General features: G+C 56.2%; 13 protein-coding genes. 4 read left to right on the top strand and 9 right to left on the bottom strand.

Annotated elements, in window-relative coordinates; translation table 11 throughout:
- Positions 1 to 40: 40 nt before the first annotated feature.
- Positions 41 to 700 (top strand): FtsH protease modulator YccA, encoded by a 660-nt coding sequence (gene yccA / locus ACSIPU_RS27300; protein ID WP_004100829.1) that lies wholly within the window; start codon positions 41 to 43, stop codon positions 698 to 700.
- 88 nt (positions 701 to 788) lie between these two features.
- Entirely contained in the window at positions 789 to 1,118 is a 330-nt protein-coding gene (gene tusE / locus ACSIPU_RS27295; RefSeq protein WP_004100828.1) for a sulfurtransferase TusE, read from the top strand.
- Here the strand turns inward: tusE and yccX are convergent.
- The 3 genes from yccX to ACSIPU_RS27280 are packed head-to-tail and all read right to left on the bottom strand — an operon-like array spanning position 1,115 to position 2,808.
- Entirely contained in the window at positions 1,115 to 1,396 is a 282-nt protein-coding gene (gene yccX, locus ACSIPU_RS27290) for an acylphosphatase (RefSeq protein WP_004100825.1), read from the bottom strand. The genes tusE and yccX overlap by 4 nt on opposite strands.
- A gap of 52 nt (positions 1,397 to 1,448) precedes the next feature.
- On the bottom strand, positions 1,449 to 2,237 hold the full coding sequence (locus ACSIPU_RS27285) for a helix-turn-helix domain-containing protein (RefSeq protein ID WP_004100823.1): 789 nt from the start codon (positions 2,235 to 2,237) through the stop codon (positions 1,449 to 1,451).
- Positions 2,238 to 2,253: 16 nt separating this feature from the next.
- A complete protein-coding gene (locus ACSIPU_RS27280; RefSeq protein ID WP_004100822.1) occupies positions 2,254 to 2,808 on the bottom strand; it encodes a YbhB/YbcL family Raf kinase inhibitor-like protein in 555 nt (184 codons plus the stop codon).
- A gap of 190 nt (positions 2,809 to 2,998) precedes the next feature.
- On the opposite strand from ACSIPU_RS27280, the gene rlmI reads away from it, so the two are divergent.
- Complete coding sequence (gene rlmI, locus ACSIPU_RS27275; protein WP_004100820.1) at positions 2,999 to 4,201, top strand: 23S rRNA (cytosine(1962)-C(5))-methyltransferase RlmI; 1,203 nt, start codon at positions 2,999 to 3,001, stop codon at positions 4,199 to 4,201.
- A 59-nt stretch (positions 4,202 to 4,260) separates the two neighbouring features.
- A complete protein-coding gene (hspQ, locus tag ACSIPU_RS27270; protein ID WP_004100817.1) occupies positions 4,261 to 4,578 on the top strand; it encodes a heat shock protein HspQ in 318 nt (105 codons plus the stop codon).
- A gap of 35 nt (positions 4,579 to 4,613) precedes the next feature.
- On the opposite strand, the gene ACSIPU_RS27265 is transcribed toward hspQ, so the two are convergent.
- From ACSIPU_RS27265 to ACSIPU_RS27240, 6 genes are all read right to left on the bottom strand, one after another.
- Positions 4,614 to 5,543, bottom strand: coding sequence for a peptidase (locus ACSIPU_RS27265; protein WP_105890013.1), 930 nt, complete (start codon positions 5,541 to 5,543; stop codon positions 4,614 to 4,616).
- A 42-nt stretch (positions 5,544 to 5,585) separates the two neighbouring features.
- Positions 5,586 to 8,729, bottom strand: coding sequence for a glycosyltransferase (locus ACSIPU_RS27260; protein WP_196558047.1), 3,144 nt, complete (start codon positions 8,727 to 8,729; stop codon positions 5,586 to 5,588).
- A gap of 224 nt (positions 8,730 to 8,953) precedes the next feature.
- Positions 8,954 to 10,159 carry an HlyD family efflux transporter periplasmic adaptor subunit gene (locus ACSIPU_RS27255; RefSeq protein WP_196558048.1) on the bottom strand — a complete coding sequence of 402 codons (1,206 nt, stop codon included), beginning with the start codon at positions 10,157 to 10,159 and terminating at the stop codon, positions 8,954 to 8,956.
- Positions 10,156 to 12,303, bottom strand: a complete 2,148-nt coding sequence (locus ACSIPU_RS27250; RefSeq protein ID WP_004100811.1) for a type I secretion system permease/ATPase — start codon at positions 12,301 to 12,303, stop codon at positions 10,156 to 10,158. The genes ACSIPU_RS27255 and ACSIPU_RS27250 overlap by 4 nt, the downstream gene beginning before the upstream one ends.
- Positions 12,300 to 13,736, bottom strand: a complete 1,437-nt coding sequence (locus ACSIPU_RS27245) for a TolC family outer membrane protein (RefSeq protein ID WP_023320665.1) — start codon at positions 13,734 to 13,736, stop codon at positions 12,300 to 12,302. Before ACSIPU_RS27245 ends, ACSIPU_RS27250 begins: the two co-directional genes overlap by 4 nt.
- A 170-nt stretch (positions 13,737 to 13,906) precedes the next feature.
- On the bottom strand, positions 13,907 to 19,174 hold a 5,268-nt coding region (locus ACSIPU_RS27240), incomplete at its 5' end, for a beta strand repeat-containing protein (protein ID WP_435322443.1).

Below are 19,174 nucleotides of genomic sequence, written 5' to 3'. Positions count from 1 at the left end.
TGCTTCATTATTAATTACATCTGTCATAAGAGAGTGACTCATGGATCGTATAATTACATCGTCGCGTGACCGTTCATCGCTGCTTAGCACGCATAAAGTTCTGCGGAACACCTATTTTTTGCTTAGCCTGACGCTGGCATTTTCCGCCATTACGGCGACGGCCAGCACGGTACTGATGCTGCCTTCGCCGGGTCTGATTCTGACGCTGGTCGGCATGTATGGCCTGATGTTCCTGACCTATAAAACGGCAAATAAACCTACCGGCATTATTTCCGCGTTTGCCTTTACCGGCTTCCTTGGCTATATCCTGGGGCCGATGCTCAATGCCTACCTGTCTGCGGGCATGGGCGATCTGATTGGCCTGGCGCTGGGCGGAACCGCGCTGGTGTTTTTCTGCTGCTCGGCCTACGTGCTGACGACCCGTAAAGATATGTCCTTCCTCGGCGGCATGCTGATGGCGGGCGTGGTTGTGGTGCTTATCGGTATGGTTGCCAATATTTTCCTGCAGCTGCCGGCTCTGCATCTGGCGATCAGCGCGGTGTTTATCCTGATTTCTTCAGGCGCCATCCTGTTTGAGACCAGCAACATCATCCGCGGCGGTGAAACCAACTACATCCGCGCGACCGTAAGCCTGTACGTCTCGCTGTACAACATCTTCGTCAGCCTGCTGAGCATCCTTGGCTTCGCCAGCAGAGACTAATCCTCTCCCCGGCTCAACTCAGGCCCCGCTTATGCGGGGCCTTATTTTTTGCTACACTGCCGCCATTTTCAGCGGTATGTGAAGAATCATGTTTATCTTTGAAGGCAACGAAATAGAGACCGATAGCGAAGGCTATCTGAAGGATACGACCCTGTGGAGCGAGGCGATGGCGACCGTTATTGCTGAACAGGAGGGCATCGCCCTGTCCGTTGAACACTGGGAAGTCGTGCGCTTCGTGCGCGATTTTTATCTGGAATTCAACACCTCACCGGCAATACGCATGCTGGTGAAAGCCATGGCGAACAAGTTCGGCGAAGAGAAAGGCAACAGCCGCTATCTTTACCGCCTGTTTCCGAAAGGCCCGGCTAAGCAGGCGACAAAAATCGCCGGTCTGCCTAAACCGGTAAAGTGTATCTAATACAAAATGGCGAATTTCTGCCACTCTCTGGTGGGTTGATGCGGCTCGGTCAGAACCCTGTCCACCCGCGCGCTGCGCGGCCCACCGGCTTTCAGCCAGGCGATAAGTTTCTCCACCTGCTCCGGCTCTCCGCAGGCAAGCACCTCCACGCCGCCGTCGTCTAGGTTGCGCGCGTATCCCGTTAGCCCAAGCTGTAGCGCCTCGCGCTGGGTAGAATAGCGAAATCCGACGCCCTGAACGGAACCGTATACCCACGCCATCGTGCAAACCGTTGCCATGCTTTCTCTCCTTTCCGGACATTGACTCAATGACAGAGGATAGCAAATTCTTTCAGCGTACATGCTTTGGTAATAATCCATAGTGCTGACGAAAACGGGCGGTAAAGCGCGAGCCTGACAGATAGCCGCTGCTTTGCGCAATGTCGCCAATGGGCCGCGACGTCGACTGTAATTGCCCCAGCGCGTAGGCCATCCGCACCTCTTCCACGATCTGGCGAAAGCTCCGGGACTCCTGCTGCAAACGGCGGCGCAGCGTCGATTCGCCAAGAAACAGCATTTTTGCGACTTTCGCCACGCTCCACGCTTCGGCAGGCGACAGCATAATAATCTGCCTGACCTGACCGGTTATGTCGTCGCGCCGTTCGTTAAGCAGCGGTCCGGCGTATCCGGCCTGATACAACGCCAGCAGCAACCCCATCGCCTGATGATGCTGTAACTCCGCCGAAAGCCCTTCCCGCACCGCCTGCAGAACGCTCTGCCACATAAACGACAGTTCCGGCGCCAGCGGCGCGCAAAGCGAAGTCAAACGACCGACCTGCGGTTCGCTCATATAGCGATGCTTAAAATCGGCCAACAGCTCGGGCGTTAGTGACAGCAGATCGGAGCAAAACAGCCCGTTTTCCGGCTGATTTATGACCTCCAGTTCCACCTCGGCGGGCAAAATGATCAGCTGCTGCGGCGTTGCCAGCATCTCGCTGGCTCCCTGCACAATGACCTTACTGCCGCGGTTTACCCGGCAGATCGCGGGCGAGAACAGCGTGACGCGGTGCAGTTTGCATAGACGGCGGGTGGTAATTTCCGCCGCCGTTAGCGCATTATGGTGAAAATTGATATTCCGCATCATGCCGCCCTTTTTGTTATCTTACGGCCAGCGCCGTTAACTGCGCGCTGGCGATGGCGTGGCTGTGTAACATAAATCCGACTAACGCCCCGCTGGCCGCGCTATCAATGGGCAGCGTCGGGGTATCAAGCGCCCAGACCGTAAAGCGGTAGCGATGAGGTTTATCTCCGGCCGGCGGGCACGCGCCGCCAAAACCCGCATAGCCAAAGTCATTGCGCCCCTGTACCGCCCCGGCAGGCAGTTTAGCGTTATTTTTGTCTCCGGCGCCAGCGGCTAAACTTGTCACCTGTTGGGCAATATTCACCACCGTCCAGTGCCACCAGCCGCTCCCGGTCGGCGCATCCGGGTCATAAGCGGTCACCGCGAAACTACGGGTACCCGCGGGGGCATTTTGCCAGGCGATCTGCGGTGATACATTGCCGCCGGTGCAGCCAAAGCCGCCAAACCAGTGATTCTGCGCCAGAGACTCGCCATCGCGCATATCTACGCTGCTGATGCTAAACGCTGCGGCATTCGCCGTTCCGCTCATAATAACCATTATTGCGACAGCCCATTTCAATCCTGTTTTCATCGTATTCTCCTCCGTCGGTTGAGGAAATACTGTAAGATCGCGGCGAGATTTTTATTGTGCCAAAGCGCCTGCATTTTGTGCCGAAACGCTCACCTGCCGATAGCGGTGGAATGGTGCTTGCCACAGCCACTTGTGCTAATCTACGCGCCATTTTTCGGTGCCGATATTCCCGTTGCTTAAAGGTAGCTCCATGACAGACTCCATTTTCCCCCGCTTAGTGTTAACCAAAGGACGCGAGAAATCCCTGCTGCGTCGCCATCCGTGGATTTTCTCCGGCGCCGTCGCCCGGATGGAAGGTAAAGCCCGTTCAGGTGAAACCATCGATATTGTGGATTCACAGGGAAAATGGCTGGCCCGCGGCGCCTATTCGCCTTCGTCGCAGATCCGCGCCCGCGTCTGGAGCTTCGATCGCACTGAAGCCATTGATAACGCCTTTTTCGAGCGTCGCCTGCAGCAGGCGCACACCTGGCGTGAGTGGCTGGCGGCCCGCGACGGGCTCGATAGCTACCGCCTGATTGCCGGAGAATCCGACGGCCTGCCGGGCGTTACCATCGATCGTTTTGGCGACTTTTTTGTGCTGCAGCTGCTGAGCGCCGGCGCTGAATATCAGCGCGCGTCAATTGTCAGCGCGCTGCAAACGCTGTTCCCGAACTGCGCCATCTACGATCGTAGCGATGTCGCGGTACGTAAAAAAGAGGGCCTGGAGCTGGCGCAAGGGCCGGTGATCGGTGAACTGCCGCCTGCCCTGCTGCCGATTACCGAGCACGGTATGCAGCTGCTGGTCGACATTCAGGGCGGCCACAAAACCGGCTATTACCTTGACCAGCGCGACAGCCGCCTGGCGACGCGTCGCTATGTTGCGGATAAACGTGTGCTGAACTGCTTCTCCTATACCGGCGGTTTTGCCATCTCTGCGCTGATGGGCGGCTGCCGTCAGGTTGTCAGCGTCGATACGTCGCAGGAAGCGCTGGACGTCGCCAGACAGAACGTTGAGCTGAATAAGCTGGATTTATCGAAAGCGGAATTCGTCCGTGACGATGTGTTCAAGCTGTTGCGTAAATATCGCGATTCAGGCGAAAAGTTTGATGTCATCGTGATGGACCCGCCAAAGTTTGTCGAAAACAAAAGCCAGCTGATGGGCGCCTGCCGCGGCTATAAAGATATCAATATGCTGGCGATCCAGCTCCTGAACCCCGGCGGCATTCTGTTGACCTTCTCCTGCTCCGGCCTGATGACCACCGATTTATTTCAGAAAATCATCGCCGATGCCGCCCTGGATGCCGGACGTGATGTACAATTTATAGAACAGTTCCGTCAGGCTGCCGATCACCCGGTGATTGCAACCTATCCGGAAGGGCTATATCTGAAAGGGTTTGCTTGTCGCATTATGTAACTTGAAAATGGAGAATCGGCCCGCATATAGCAGGTAATCATGTAACCCGGGAGGTGCTTATGATAGCCAGCAAATTCGGTATCGGCCAACAAGTTCGCCACACGCTTCTGGGCTACCTGGGCGTAATCGTCGATGTCGATCCAGAATATTCGCTCACGGAGCCGGAAGTGGACGAAATCGCCGCTAACGACGATTTGCGTCTTGCGCCCTGGTATCACGTGGTGATGGAAGATGACGATGGCCAGCCGATTCACACTTATCTTGCAGAAGCGCAGCTAAGCAGCGAGCCCAGCGACGAGCATCCGGAGCAACCGTCTCTGGACGAGCTGGCGAGAACCATACGCCAGCAGCTGCAGGCACCGCGATTGCGCAACTAATCTAAAACCCGCGCTGCGGGTTTTTTATTACCCTATCATTTTGCAGTCGCTGCCAGCGCCTGGCATATCTGGTTATTGAACCGTCCGTCACGCTGCTGTTTTTCACTCCAGCGGGTATTAGCCAGCTTCATCTCACGTGAAATGCCCTCGCTATTAAGCGCAAGCTGTTGAAAAAACGGCGCGAGCATCGCCCCACCCGGTAAAACCTGAATTTTAAACACAGGACCACCGTCGATGTAGCGATACACCAGCGCGTGGTCCGGCAATATGGTGGCGGCAAACGACTGCTGCGCGTAGCTGGCCCAAAAGCTTGCCGCGCCGTAGCCGCGCGAGAAATAATTTTCGCAAACGGGCGGGGCGGCTAACGGCAAGATGCTTTGCTCCGCGGGCCTGAATGCATTTTCCATCCAGCGCGCCATGCCTTCCAGATACCATTTCTGTTTAAAAACCGCGTAGCCGTACTGATACAAATGGAACAATTCATGGGCGGGCGTAACGTTGCGCGCCGGCCGCCGGGCCGCATTGAGGACAATTTTTAAACCGCAGGGGAGCGTCGCGCCATCGCTCATGGTCTCCGCCGCCACGCGGTCAAAGGCCAGGCCGTGACCTTTGGGAAGCGTCAGCAGGTAGATATTAATTTGTCGGGCCTGGGTATAAATTTTCTGCTGCAGCGGCGGGCGTAGACCCAGCAGCGAGGTGTAAAGATATTTTGCAGCCTGGAGCTGGCTCGCGATGTCTTTCACGACATCCGGCACGCCATCGCCGGTACTATCCTGCGGATATTGCAGGGCGTCCTTACCCTGCAGGCTGTAATAAATATGAAACTCATCGACAACGTGCGCTTTTTCCAGATGATGATTGTGCAGCAGCGATCCTGGCACGCAGCGGGCAACCTGCACCACGTCACGGGCCAGCAGCGGCGCACAGCCGCCGCAGGCCAGCAGCAGCGCGACGACTCGCCTCATGGCCTCTCCTGCGGCGAGCGCAGGGGAAACGGACACGGACGGTTACCCAACGCTTGCCGCCTGTGGACTCTTGCTGGCCAGGCCGATATCCGCCTTCGCCTGCGCTGCCATCAGCCGCTCGCTGGCCTGCAGCCACGCCGCCCAGTGTTCGGCGATGGCGCTGGCATAATAGCGTTGAGCGTTGCGCAGCGCGGCCTGCCGCATACTTTGCTGTAGCGTTTTGTCCGCGATAACCTTGATCAACGCCGCCGCCAGAGCTTCTTCATCGCCGCAGGGAACCAGCATCCCCGCTTGCCTGTCCTGCAGGATGTCGCGCGGACCGTATTTGATAGCAAAGCTAATCAGCGGGGTACCGTAGGCCATCGCCTCCACGGCGGAAATAGACTGCCCTTCCTGAGTCGAACAAAGCACGGTACAGCAGGCCGTTTTATGCGCCTGGGCGATATCGGACGTGAAGCCATTGATATGGATCGCCTGCGCCAGCCCCCACTCCGCCACCTGCACGCTCAGGCTGCGCCGCAGCGGCCCTACGCCATAAGTGTGCAGCTGCGCATCGGGGATAACCGCCAGCACTTTACGAAAGGCGCTCAGCAGTAAGGCGTGCTGCTTCTCCTCCGAGTAACGCGCGAGGTAGATAACCGTTTGTGACGGCACTTTCTGCGGGTTTGCCGGAATATTGCCGTTATCGAGATGGTTGGGGATCACCGCCATCTGCGTAGCCGGGAATCCCTCCTGCTGCAAATCCTGCCACTGCTCATCGGTGAGGATAATCAACTGGTCGACGAGATCCGGCTGCTCCAGGAGGTGTCGATATGAGCTTTTCAGCGCGCCGTTAGAGAGCTGATGATGGGAGTGAATAATGGCGCTTAATGAGCAGGCCATACGCTGAGCTGGCCGTGAACAGACGAAGTTTTTCCACGTTTTATTTTTATCCACGATAAAGTGCCAACGCCCTTTCCCCGCCAGCATGGTTTCCAGCATCCACGAAAAAAAGTCCTCCTCCAGAGTAAAGCGTTTGACGTCGCCCCCGGCGAGGGCAATTTCCAGAGCGCTGAGCCGCAGGTTGCCTTTCTTCTCATCAAAGCTTTTACGCAGCAGAATATTGCCGGCGCTATCGATATAATCTTCGATAATTTTCCCCTGCGGGCGTAGCAGGAAGTTCTGTTTTCCCACCGGCAGGTCCGCGTCGGGATTGACGACATGCCTGAGTTCAATACTCCCCACCAGCGGCTCCAGCGTCGCAATCGCGTTCATCTCCAGGCAGTCGCTTAACCACTGGTAAAGGTTATAAACCGGTACCTCTTTGGGCAGTGCCCCCCGCGCCTTCAGCGCCTTGACCACCGTGGGTAATTCGGGATTCCACGTCGCGGTAATCAGCCAGGGTACGGCGCGCAGATGTTCGGTGAACAGCTTCGCCCGCCGCATGGCGGCCACCTCGATACCGTTACCGACATCGCGTAGCGTCTCCAGCAGAAAAACGGGCGTCGCATCAATCGACGACGGCGCGTTGTCCTGCTGGAGCGACGGCTTTTTTGCCGCTAAGTGGTATTTCTGATAGGCGATAAAGCCGGAGAGATAGTGTTCGACGTCATCGATACGTACGCGGTAGCTGTGGTGGCGTATAAAGAAGCTGTTAACGATCCGCGCGGGATTTTTAAAGAACATCGCCAGCTCGGGCCAGAAGAAGCCGTTCAGCAAATAGCGGGCGCGGGTTTCCAGCGCCTGCCAGAATTTTTGCTGGTCAAAATCATCCAGCAGGTGGCGGTGCTCGGGCGAGGCGCCCAGCCGGGTGACCATTTCCGACGCCGCCATCATTAGCTCCAGCAGCGTGGGATAGGTCGTCACACGATGCAGTACGAAATCAAGATGATCGCGCACATTATTGAGACCAAAACGAAAGTACTTCTCCTCCGGGCGGAAGCGGGTTAATTCATTTACGCAGTAGCTCAGCCAGTGGTCGTGATGCTGCCAGTGTTTGTTTTGAATGAAATAGGCGAAGGCTTTTTCCACCACGTCCAGCCACAACGGCTCTTTGGTCAGGCCGTACAGGCGCATCAAGGCAAACGCCGCTTCGCCATCGTAGTAGATAATGCGGAATTTGGCCTTCAACGACAGATCGTGGCTATTTAATACATGAACAAATTGGCCGCTTTGCGGATCCTGCATCCAGGCAATACCGGTCGCCAGCTGCGCCATCAGCGGCAGGTACTGCCGGTCTCCGGTCGTTTCGGTATATTTTACCAGCGCCAGGATGCTGACGGCATTACCGCCAAGCTTGATCTCCTCGCCAACGTCGCAGAGGAACGCTGCCTCGCGCCCATCATCCAACGTCCGCACCTCAATCAGCGTGCTTACCAGATACGCAATCGCCCGGTCTATGGCCTGGCGAACCGACGGCTGGCGCGTCGCTTCCCAGCCTTCGATCAGCGAATAGGTTGAGCTGGCGTGGCGCAGCGCGTTATAGGAACGGACCGGGCGATCGAAACAGGGGAACCAGCCATAATGATACAGCCCGTCTTTCCTGACCTGACGGGCCAGATAATCGCTGCCTTTTTTAATCACCTCAGCCAGGCACGCTTCCTGCCAGTTTTCCCCAATGGCGCGATAGCCGGAGCCCCTCCCGGCATGTTCAATGACTTTTACGCCAAAGCGATCGCAAAAGACCGCCTGGGTTTTAAAACGCCACAGAGGCTGCTGCGGATCCTCCGGCCAGCTAAGCGTCTGCTTAAACCGCCGCTGGCCGTAGTTTTGCAAATTGATGCTATTCGGCGCGACGACGCCATTATCGCCGTCGTAGAGCAGCGCGTTGCCGGCGATTTCCTGTTCTAGCATCGCACAGCTAAACTGCGGGTCAAACGCGAGTCCAAAGCGAAAATAGTTGCGCTTGGTGACTCTGAATTTCTCATTGAGGGAGTGCCAGCTGAGCTTTTCCACGCTGTCCACAACGTCGATACGCAGCCACTGCGGTTCATTGGCCTGCTTTTTACGCCACTCCTGCAGCGCTCTGGCCCCCGCCAGCCAGGCGAGATCGAAGCTGGTTCCGCTGGCGATATGCATATGCGCCCGCTCTTTGCCATCGCTGACGCTAAAGAAGATCACCCATGCCGGATAGTCAGAGGGCAACACGGTGGATTTCAATTTTTTGGCCTGAAAGCAAGCTTGTTGCAGTAAGTCACTTAGCGCCATCTTTCCCTCTCCATTTATTCAAGAATGCGTTGGATGTTTAAAAATTATTATCAGAGACTGCAAACAAACTCGTTTTAGAGATTGCGCCACATTATTATCGGGTGGCGTATGACGCCTTATCCGACCTGTCATTCCCGTATACCGCGCCGGGGTATCAGCCCCGGCACATCTCCCGGACCGCAAACGGCGGAGAACCCGTAGCCGACAAGATGTTCGCACTTTGATTAGCGCTCCCGTAATGCTTCTTTGGCCCGATTAAATGGTTTTACCAGATAATCCATAACCGTTTTTTCACCAGTCTTAATATCAACGGTAGCGATCATCCCCGGGCCAATTAAATAGCGCTTGCCGCTCTTATTCTCCAGGTAATCATTATCAGTACGGATAAATACCCGGTAGTAGTAAATATCGGGTTTAGCTTCATCCTGAGTGGTATCCGGCGATATGGTTTCCACCACGCCGTTAAGTGCACCATAGATGGCATAATCATAGGCGGTAATTTTGACCAGCGCCTGCTGGTCGGGATGGATAAAAGCAATATCGCGAGGGGAGATCCGCGCTTCGATTAATAAACGGCCGTCTACAGGCACGATTTCCATCAATTCGCCATTGGGCGCAATAACCCCACCAATAGTATTGACCTTAATATTTTTAACAATTCCCTGTACCGGCGAGCGGACGGTTAAACGCGTCACCGAATCGGCGCGCCCTTTAATCACTTCCGCCAGGCTGGCTACATCGGCATTGGCTTTTGACAGCTGTTCACGCGCGTCAACAAAATAACGCGTATTGAGATCGATTTTTTTAAAACTAATATCCGCGACCTGCTGACGAAGACGCAGCACTTCGACGTTGCTCGCCGCCCCGGTTTTCGCCAGTTTTTCAGTAATGGCCAGTTCGCTATTGACCAGCTTTAACGACTCATCCAGCTGACGCGTCGATTTGCTCAGTTGCTCCTTGCGGCTATGGTAAAGGCGGGTCTCCTCCGCCAACAGCGCGGGCCAGGCTTTCAGGGTGTCGGGAAACACCAGCGGCTGATTGTTGACCTCAGCAGTTAAGCGAATGCTCGCCGCCAGAGAGGCGCGATACTTCGCCTGGCTTTCCCCCACGTTAGATTCGCTGCGGGTGGGGTCGAGGCGCGCCACGACCTGTCCGGCTTGCACTTTGCTGCCCTCCTGCACGTTCAGCTCGGTTAAGATGCCGCCATCGAGGGTCTGAATCACCTGCTCCCGGGAGCTGGGGATCACTTTTCCGGTGCCCGTAGAGACTTCATCCAGCACGGCGAACCAGGCCCAGACAGCGCCCACCAGCAGCATACCGGCCAGCAGCAGTATCAGCCGCCGCGATTTTACGATCTTCGCTTCGTCTTGTTCGTTATCCGGCAGCAGCGCCACCGGGTCATGATCCGCCATCAGGGGAAGCTTATTCATATATTCACCACCTGGCCGCGGGCTTTCTCTTGTTCAAAGACGGTGGCTTTAGGTTTATCCAGCGCCAGCTGTCCATCCTGGATGACCAGAATCCGGTCAACGATATTGAGCACCGCCGCTTTATGCGTGGCGATAATCATCGTTCGCTCGCCGGCCCACAGCGCCAGCTGTTCCACAAAGGCCTTTTCCGTTCGCTCGTCGAAATAAGAGGTCGGTTCATCAAGCAGGACGATGTTCGGATCGCGCAGCAGGGTTCTGGCCAGCAGCAGCGACTGGCGCTGGCCGCCTGAAAGCCCCACCCCGCCTTCCATGACAATATGTTCGAGGCCGAGGGGCAGTTTGCGTACAAACTCCAGAGCGCCGCACAGGGTAAGCACCGAGAAGATTTCATCATCCGTCGCCGCTGGCCGCCCAAGGATTAAATTCTCGCGCAGGGTGCCGTGAAACAGCCGCGCCTCCTGGGTGAGCAAAGTGGCGTTGCGGCGAATATCCGCAAGGTCGATCTGCGGCAGGCTTAAATCATCCAGCCGCAGTTCGCCGGCGACCAGCTCGACGTTGCCCATCATCGCCTGCAATAGGGTCGATTTACCGGCGCCGATTCGCCCAAGGATGGCGATTCTCTCACCGGCTTTAATCGATAGCTGGTTAATTCGCAGCGGAATCGCGGCGTCGTTAAGGCCGTAGCGGAATTCCGCCTGGCGGAACTCATAGTTACCGTGCAGCACGGCGCGGTGAACCCGGGGTTCGTCCTGGCCGCCTTCGACCGGTAGCGCCATCAGATTATCGAGGCTGGCCTTCGCCGTTTTCACCTGCTGCCAGCGAGCAAGCACGCCGCACAGCGCGGTCATCGGCGCGACCATGCGGGTTGAAAGCATCGATGCCGCCACCATGGCCCCGGTGGTGATGTCGCCATTAATCACCAGCGGCGCGCCGACCACCACTACCGTGGCGTATAGCAGGTTTTGTACCGACATTCCCCAGCTGACCAGGCCGTGAGTGAGCCTGCGCGTTCTGACCCCCGACTCGGCGGTAATCGCAATATAGCTATTCCACTGATGCAAAAAGCGGCTTTCCGCCTGCATCATTTTGATGTCCTGCAAACCCTGAATACTCTCCACCAGAATGGCGTTTCGTAAGGTATTTTCGTGCTGATTTTTGTTGGCCAGCGCCGCGAGCTTGCGCTGCAATAGCAGGCCGGGCAGGATCATCAGAACCGTCGCCACCGGCGCTATCCAGCTTAGCCACGGCGAGACGATAAACAGCACCACCTGGAACAGCAAAAAGAACGGTAAATCCGCCACGATGGTCATCATCGTTGAGGTCATCATTTCGCGCACCTGCTCCAGCTCGCGGATTTGCGAAATAAAGCTCCCCGTTGAGCGCGGCACTGCGCTGTTTTTCAGGCGCAACGCGTGGCCGAAAACCCGGTCCGAGACCCGAATATCCCCACGTTTGCCGAGCAGATCCGTGACGTGTCCGCGCATAATTTTCAGCGCAAAAGCAAATACCGCCGCCAGCAATACGCCGCTGAACAGGACATAAAGAGTGGGATAAGACTGGGCCGGGATCACCCGATCGTATACCTGCATCGAAAACAGAATCCCGCTCAGCGCCAGAACGTTAATGGCGAACGAAGCCAGCATGACGTGCATATAGGGGCGAAGATCTTTCAGCACAATTTTACGCAGCCAGTCCGGCTGAAAGCGGGTCAGATAGCTTTCTGTGCGAATATCCCTTTCCGGAGCCGACGGGCGAAAAGCAACGGTCTTGTCAATTTCCGGCAGCAGAGTTTCCAGCGGGCAGTAGCTGAGCAGCGACAGCTCCTTCACGAACCGCACCCCGACGGCATTATTGACGTCAAAGCTTTCAACTATCGCCACCTGGCCATCGCGCAGCTGGATAACGAGCGGTAGCCGCCAGGCCGACATTTTCTGATCGGTGGCGGATAAAAACTGGCAGTGTAATCCGGCGTGGCGCGCCAGGTGCCGGAGCGCTTCGGGCAGCGTTTTCTGCGTCGCCCATTCGGCAGCCGCATGTAGCGTTCCGGGAGAAAAACTTTGTCGATAGTGGTTGGCAATAAAGGCAATCGCATTCGACCAATCGGACAAGTGCGGTATTCCGGCACGTTCATCTTGTGGGGTCATGGGCGGATCTCCACGCCCTGGATATTTTGATTTTCCAGCGCGAACACCGTGCGCATCTTGCCGGTGCTGAACAGGCAGTCCAGCTCCAGCGAGCGCAGTTGTGATTCCGTCAGGACCTGGCTAAATCTGGCCTGGTAAATTTCCTGATCGACGTTGAGCAGATCCAGCAGCGGCCGTGAACCGAGCTGGAGATACTGATCCTGGTACAGCGCCCGGGTTTGCTCGCCCAGCTGCTGCTGTCGTTTCTGAATCCCCAGCGACTGGGCAAGATTGACCGCTTCATCGCGAGAGGCGTTCAGCTTCTGGCTGGCGTCCAGCTGGGCGGTTTTGATCGCCGCATTCGCCGCCGCCAGACTTTGTTGGGCGGCGTCTCGGGAGGCGGTCATCGCCCCGCCCTGGTAGATAGGCATTTGCACTTTTACCCAAGCGGAATATTGCGTTTTATTCAGCACCGCGCTGTTGGCGTAGTTATCGTTAAGGTAATGGGTCACCTCCGGTTCCAGGGAAATCGTCGGCAGCATTTGCGCGTTGGCGTTATCCAGCTGCGCCTGCGCCTGACCGGCCTGGGCCAGCGCCGCCAGTACCGCTGGAACGGAACGGTAATCGATTTTGGATACCGCGCAGGCGGCATCCATTCCCTGCGGGACATCATCCGTTACCGTCGCGATTCCGCCGATGCCGATATAGGTCGCGAGCGTGGCTTTCCAGCGTTCAAGGGCCGCCTGATATTGCAGGAGCGTGGATTGCGCGCCTTCCACGCGGGTATCGGTCTGCACAACGTCCGATAATGAAGATGCCCCCGCATCGTTGCGCTGGCGAATAAGATCGCCGATCTGCTGTAGCGAGTTAACCTGCGCTTTGGCGATTTCAACCAGCTTTTGATAGCCCTGCACCTGGACTACCGCCGCGGCGGTATCGTGAGCGACCTGATCGATATTCAGCATCACGGTGGCCTGCTGCTGAGCCACGCCGGAGTCTGCTGCTCTCACCGAACTGGACACTTTGCCGAAGTCGTAAAGCATTTGCGACACTGAGACGACCAGCGATGGCGTATATCCGGCATCAGAATAAGTGTTTGTATAACCATTATTCATACCCGCACTTATTTGCGGGTAATATTTTGCTTTCGCCACATCAACTTTTTGCGCCATCTCCTGAAGCTTACTGACCTCCTGCGTAATAGAGGGATGCCAGTTCACCGCGTTTTTTACCGCCTTTTTAATATCCAGCGGACTGGATATTCGGGTTTGACTGTTAATAATCTCGTCGTTATACCCCGCGACCTGCTGATTATCGGTTAAACGCTGGCTGCTAATATCATTCGGTAGCAAATATGAATTTTCCGCATGAGCTGAAAGCGACGGATTTAACGTGATTAATAGAGCTGTATAGCCACAGGTTATGACATTCCTTTTTTGTATAAATAGACGCATCAAATTTACCCTTCAGAAAACACGCACTGAAAAAACGGATATAATAATTTCCGCATCATTATTTTTATTAAATGATAGTCGGCGATCTCCCGCTTCACTGACCTGAATGATTCCTCCGCGATAAAATAATCTGTACGGCGCTTCCCTGTGCCGTCATCGATTTAAGCTAGTTAATTGGAGTTATTGGTATCAAGCAGCTCGTTGAGCGAATTGATATGCACCCCTTCCAGCGTGATTAAGGTTGTCGATTGATGGCCGCCTGCGCCACCGTCGCGGTCGATAGATACCACCGTATTACTGCCCACGTAGCTCAAGGTGACATAATTGCCCAGGCTACTGCTGTTACCATCCCAGCCGACCAGCAGCGCCGATACGTCGATATGATCCCCTTGCGCAACCGAGAAGTCCTTCCAGGTATCGCTTCCGTTGCCGCCGGTATTATCATCGGCCAGCAGGTTGTAGATTACCGTGTCGGCCCCGATGCCCAGGGTGAAGGTATCGTCGTAAGCGGTACTGTGGATGTCGTCGCCGTTCACGCTGCCGGTAATCTGCGGATGCAGATCGATAGTCAGCGTCGCCGCGGAAGAAGCGCCATTGCTGTCGTTTACCGAGTAGGCAAAGACTTCCTTATGCGTGATGGTCGACACATCCATTCCTGCCTTCAGACTGTAGGTGTAAGAACCATTATTCGCCATCGTCAGGGTGCCATAGTCACCGTAAATTGTGACGCTGGTTGCGCTTACGTTAGTCCCGTTGCTGGTCGTGATACTGCCATTGCTGTGGAAAGTCCAGGTTTCCGCAGCGCCGCTGGAAGTGTGTCCGGAGACGCTGTAAGACGAGTACAGTACGCCATGGAAATCTTCCGTACCGCCTGAGTTATTTCCGTTCTGTATATTTCCACTGACGTTAGTTCCCGCTACCGTGTAGTGCGTCGCGGTGTCAATGGTCGTACCGGTTATCGAAGCCCCGACGGTATAATTCGGTGCCGGCGTTAAGAAAGTATCAAGAGTGGCGGTTGCCTTAGACACCAGAACCATCTCGTAATTACCTTCGCTCAATGCCACATTCGTCAGCGTTAACGTATCCGCAGCGTTTGTTGTAGTGCCGATAACGGTGGTCAAGCTCTCTGTCGGCGTGCCCTGCCATACCAGAACCTTACTGCCATCGCTGAGCACGTGATAAATGCTGACCGTGCTGTCTATTTTGACGGTATTGACCACCGAGCCACTCGCGGTGTAGTTCACTTTCACCGAGAGCGTATCCATTTCGCGATCGGCCCCAACGCTGAAGTTGATGGTCCTGGTTGCTGATACGCCTCCCGTGGTTGATTTACCGCTTGTGTTCAGCCCCGCAGTGTCAATCGCCGGAACATTCACCGTTGCCAGCGCCGTTGCTACGTTCAGCGTGACCTGGTCATTGACCGCCAGCGAAGCCGGGCTATCGATATCGATCGTCAGCGTGGTGCTCGCCGTGTGGCCGAGGCTGTCAGTAATGGTGTAAGTAAAGACTTCCGATTGACCGACGCTATTCACTCCGCCATAAGGCTGATAGGTATAGCTACCGTCGCTGTGGATGGTCAACGATCCCCATGCGCCCTCTATCGTCGTTCCGCTGCCGCTGACCTCCTTAGGTTCAGCGCCGTTAACCGAGGTGGCGGTGACGCTGGTCACCTTAATATTGACTCCTGTATCCGCTACGTCGCCTGCACCATCGCTTTGCAGCACGTTGCCCGTCAGGCTGTCGGTGTGATAGCCCTCAGAATCGGTGACCGAGACGTTGACAAAGGTCCCCAGGTTCAGGTCCAGCAGGGCCCCCAGCAGGCCTCCGGTATTCGGTGAGGAGACCACCGCCGTATACGATCCTGAAGGTAACATCGAGGACCAGCCGCCTCCGCTATAGCCGAGGCTGAGCCCGATGCCGTTAACGTTAATGTTGACGGCGTTTGTCAGGACCTGCACGACTTCTCCGGTAGCCTTATCGATGATAGAGAGATCCGCCGTGAAGGACGATGCGCCGCCCAACAGGCTCAGCAGCGTCGTCAGTGCCGCGCCCAGACTCAGTCCGGTGCTCCCTGAGACCGTCAGCAGCACTTTTTCGTTCGCGCCGGCGGCCACATCAAAGTCAAAGCTATTACCGTTAAGTAACCCAACATTGACGTTACCGAGTAACGAGACGCCGACGAGCTGCCCGACAGTACCGCTTTCTCCGTTGAGGGTATCGAACGTCGCGGTCAGATCCGTTTCCTGAGCATCCGGATTGGCCTGCGCCGGTTCGATATTGCCGCCGATATTAATCGTCAGGTTCGTCGTCGATGTATTACCCGCTTCATCGGTAATGGTATAGCTAAAGACATCCGATTTACCGATAGCGGCCCCGCCTTTGGTCAACTGGTAGCTATAGCTGCCATCAGAGTGAATCGTCAGCACCCCATAAGCTCCGGTGATATCGACGCCAGCGCTGGTCACATTGACCGGGGTCGATCCGTCGACGGAATCCGATACCGCACTGGTGACCGAGATGCCCTGACCGCTATCCTGCATATCGCCGCTGGCGGTTGTATCCAGCACGTTACCTTCAATGGCGTCGACGCTGTAGCCAACCGAATCCGTCACATCCACGTTGACGAAGCTTGCCACCTGTGCCGCTGCCAGCGCGTTGATCAACGATACCAGGGTGCCGTTACTTTCCGGCGCAGAGATAACCATGGTGTAGTCACCGGCCGGCAGATTGGCGAAGGAGACCGTGCCGTTGTAGGAGAGCCCGCCAAGCAGGCTCGCCGAGATAGAGACGCTGTTTTCCGCTATCGCCACAACTTCACCGGTGACCGTATTCACCACCGACAGATCGGCCTTCAGGGTATTTCCTGCCCCCAGCAGATTGACGATAGTGGTCAGCAATCCGCTCGCCGTCAGCAGCGAGTTGCCGTTCACCGATACCGTCATATCCTCCACGGTGCCGGATCCCACGCTAAAGCGCAGATTATTGCCCGCCAGCAGCGAGACATCGACGGTGCTGAGCAAGGTCAGGCCAACCAGTTGACCGCTGGTACCGCTGACGTTGTTCAGGTTACCTTCCAGCGCGACAACGTCCGGGCTGTTGCTATCGGGGTTGGCCTCAATATCGCTGTCAGAGTCCGAGTCGCTGTCAGAGTCGGAATCGCTGTCGGAATCCGAGTCGCTGTCAGAGTCGGAATCGCTGTCGGAGTCGGAATCGCTGTCGGAGTCGGAATCGCTGTCGGAATCCGAATCGCTGTCAGAGTCCGAGTCGCTGTCGGAGTCAGAATCGCTGTCAGAGTCCGAGTCACTGTCTGAATCCGAATCGCTGTCAGAATCCGAGTCGCTGTCGGAATCGGAGTCGCTGTCGGAGTCGGAGTCACTGTCGGAATCCGAATCACTGTCAGAATCCGAGTCGCTGTCAGAATCCGAGTCGCTGTCAGAATCCGAATCGCTGTCAGAGTCCGAGTCGCTGTCGGAATCCGAGTCGCTGTCGGAATCCGAATCGCTGTCAGAGTCCGAGTCACTGTCCGAATCCGAGTCGCTGTCAGAGTCAGAATCGCTGTCCGAGTCCGAGTCGCTGTCGGAGTCCGAGTCACTGTCGGAATCGGAGTCGCTGTCAGAGTCGGAATCGCTGTCAGAATCCGAGTCGCTGTCCGAATCCGAGTCACTGTCGGAGTCGGAATCGCTGTCGGAGTCAGAGTCGCTGTCGGAGTCAGAGTCGCTGTCAGAATCCGAATCACTGTCAGAATCCGAATCGCTGTCGGAATCCGAATCGCTGTCAGAGTCCGAATCGCTGTCGGAATCGGAGTCGCTGTCGGAATCCGAGTCACTGTCAGAGTCCGAGTCGCTGTCCGAATCCGAGTCGCTGTCCGAATCCGAGTCGCTGTCCGAGTCCGAATCGCTGTCGGAATCCGAATCGCCGTCGGAATCCGAATCACTGTCAGAGTCCGAGTCACTGTCGGAATCGCTGTCGCTATCCGAGTCGCTGTCAGAATCCGAATCGCTGTCCGAATCCGAGTCGCTGTCCGAATCAGAATCGCTGTCAGCATCCGAGTCGCTGTCAGAATCCGAATCGCTGTCCGAATCCGAATCGCTGTCCGAATCCGAGTCGCTGTCCGAATCAGAATCGCTGTCAGCATCCGAGTCGCTGTCGGAATCCGAATCGCTGTCTGAATCCGAATCGCTGTCAGAGTCCGAGTCGCTGTCGGAGTCAGAATCGCTGTCTGAATCCGAATCGCTGTCGGAGTCAGAATCGCTGTCTGAATCCGAGTCGCTGTCGGAATCGGAGTCGCTGTCAGAGTCCGAGTCGCTGTCGGAGTCAGAATCGCTGTCAGAGTCCGAGTCGCTGTCCGAATCCGAGTCGCTGTCAGAGTCGGAATCGCTGTCGGAATCCGAATCGCTGTCAGAATCCGAATCGCTGTCGGAGTCAGAATCGGCATCGCTATCCGTATCATCAGCCAGGCCGATATTAATGGTCAGCGTTGTGGTAGCCGTATCGCCATCCGCATCCGTGATGGTGTAGGTAAATACCTCCGTTTGCCCGACTGAATCAGCATCTCCGGTCGCCTGATAGGTATAAGTACCATCGGCATAGATCACCAGCTTACCGTAGGCGCCCTCAACGATCGTTCCTCCTGAGCTAACCTGCTGCGCCGATGCCCCCGAAACCGAGGATGCAACGATGCTGGTCACAGTAATACCCGTACCGATATCACCTACGTCTCCGCCAGCATCCGTCTGCAGTACGTTACCGCTGATGATCGCGGATTCGTATCCTACAGAGTCGGTTACCGCCACATCGACCGCTGTCGCTACGCTGATATTCGCCAGGAAGTTTACCAACGTCGGCAGCAGGCCAGTATTCGTCGGCGACGATATCACTACCGTGTAGTTCCCCTCCGGCAGGTCGCTGAAGCTGGCGCTGCCGCTGTAATCCAGGCTGACGCCTCCCGCCGTAATAGTCACCGCATTCGATGCTAGCGCAACCACTTCTCCGGTCACCGTATTAATCACCGCGAGATCGGCCTTGAAGGTATCCGTCCCACCCAGCAGAAGCAGTAGCGTATTGATCAGCGCCGCCGAGCTCAGCGTTGTACCGCCGGAGATATCCAGCGCCACATCCTGAGTCGTTCCACTCGCAACCGTAAAATCAAAGTTGTTCCCGCTAAGCAACGAAACATCGACCACGCCAAGCAAGTTCACGCCTGTCAGTTGGGTAATCGTACCGTTCAGGCCCTCGAGGTTGTCATGATTCTCGAAGATCAGAGCGGTATTGGTATCCGCGTTGGCTTGCGGGATATCCGAGTCGCTGTCCGAATCGGCATCGCTGTCGGAGTCCGAATCGCTGTCCGAATCCGAGTCGCTGTCAGAGTCCGAATCGCTGTCGCTATCCGAATCGCTGTCGGAGTCCGAATCGCTGTCAGAGTCGGAATCGCTGTCGGA

Source organism: Klebsiella sp. HN106, from assembly GCF_051209435.1.
Lineage (GTDB): Bacteria > Pseudomonadota > Gammaproteobacteria > Enterobacterales > Enterobacteriaceae > Klebsiella > Klebsiella oxytoca.
Note: the sequence above shows the minus strand (reverse complement) of the source record. Positions and strands in the feature narration are given on the sequence as shown.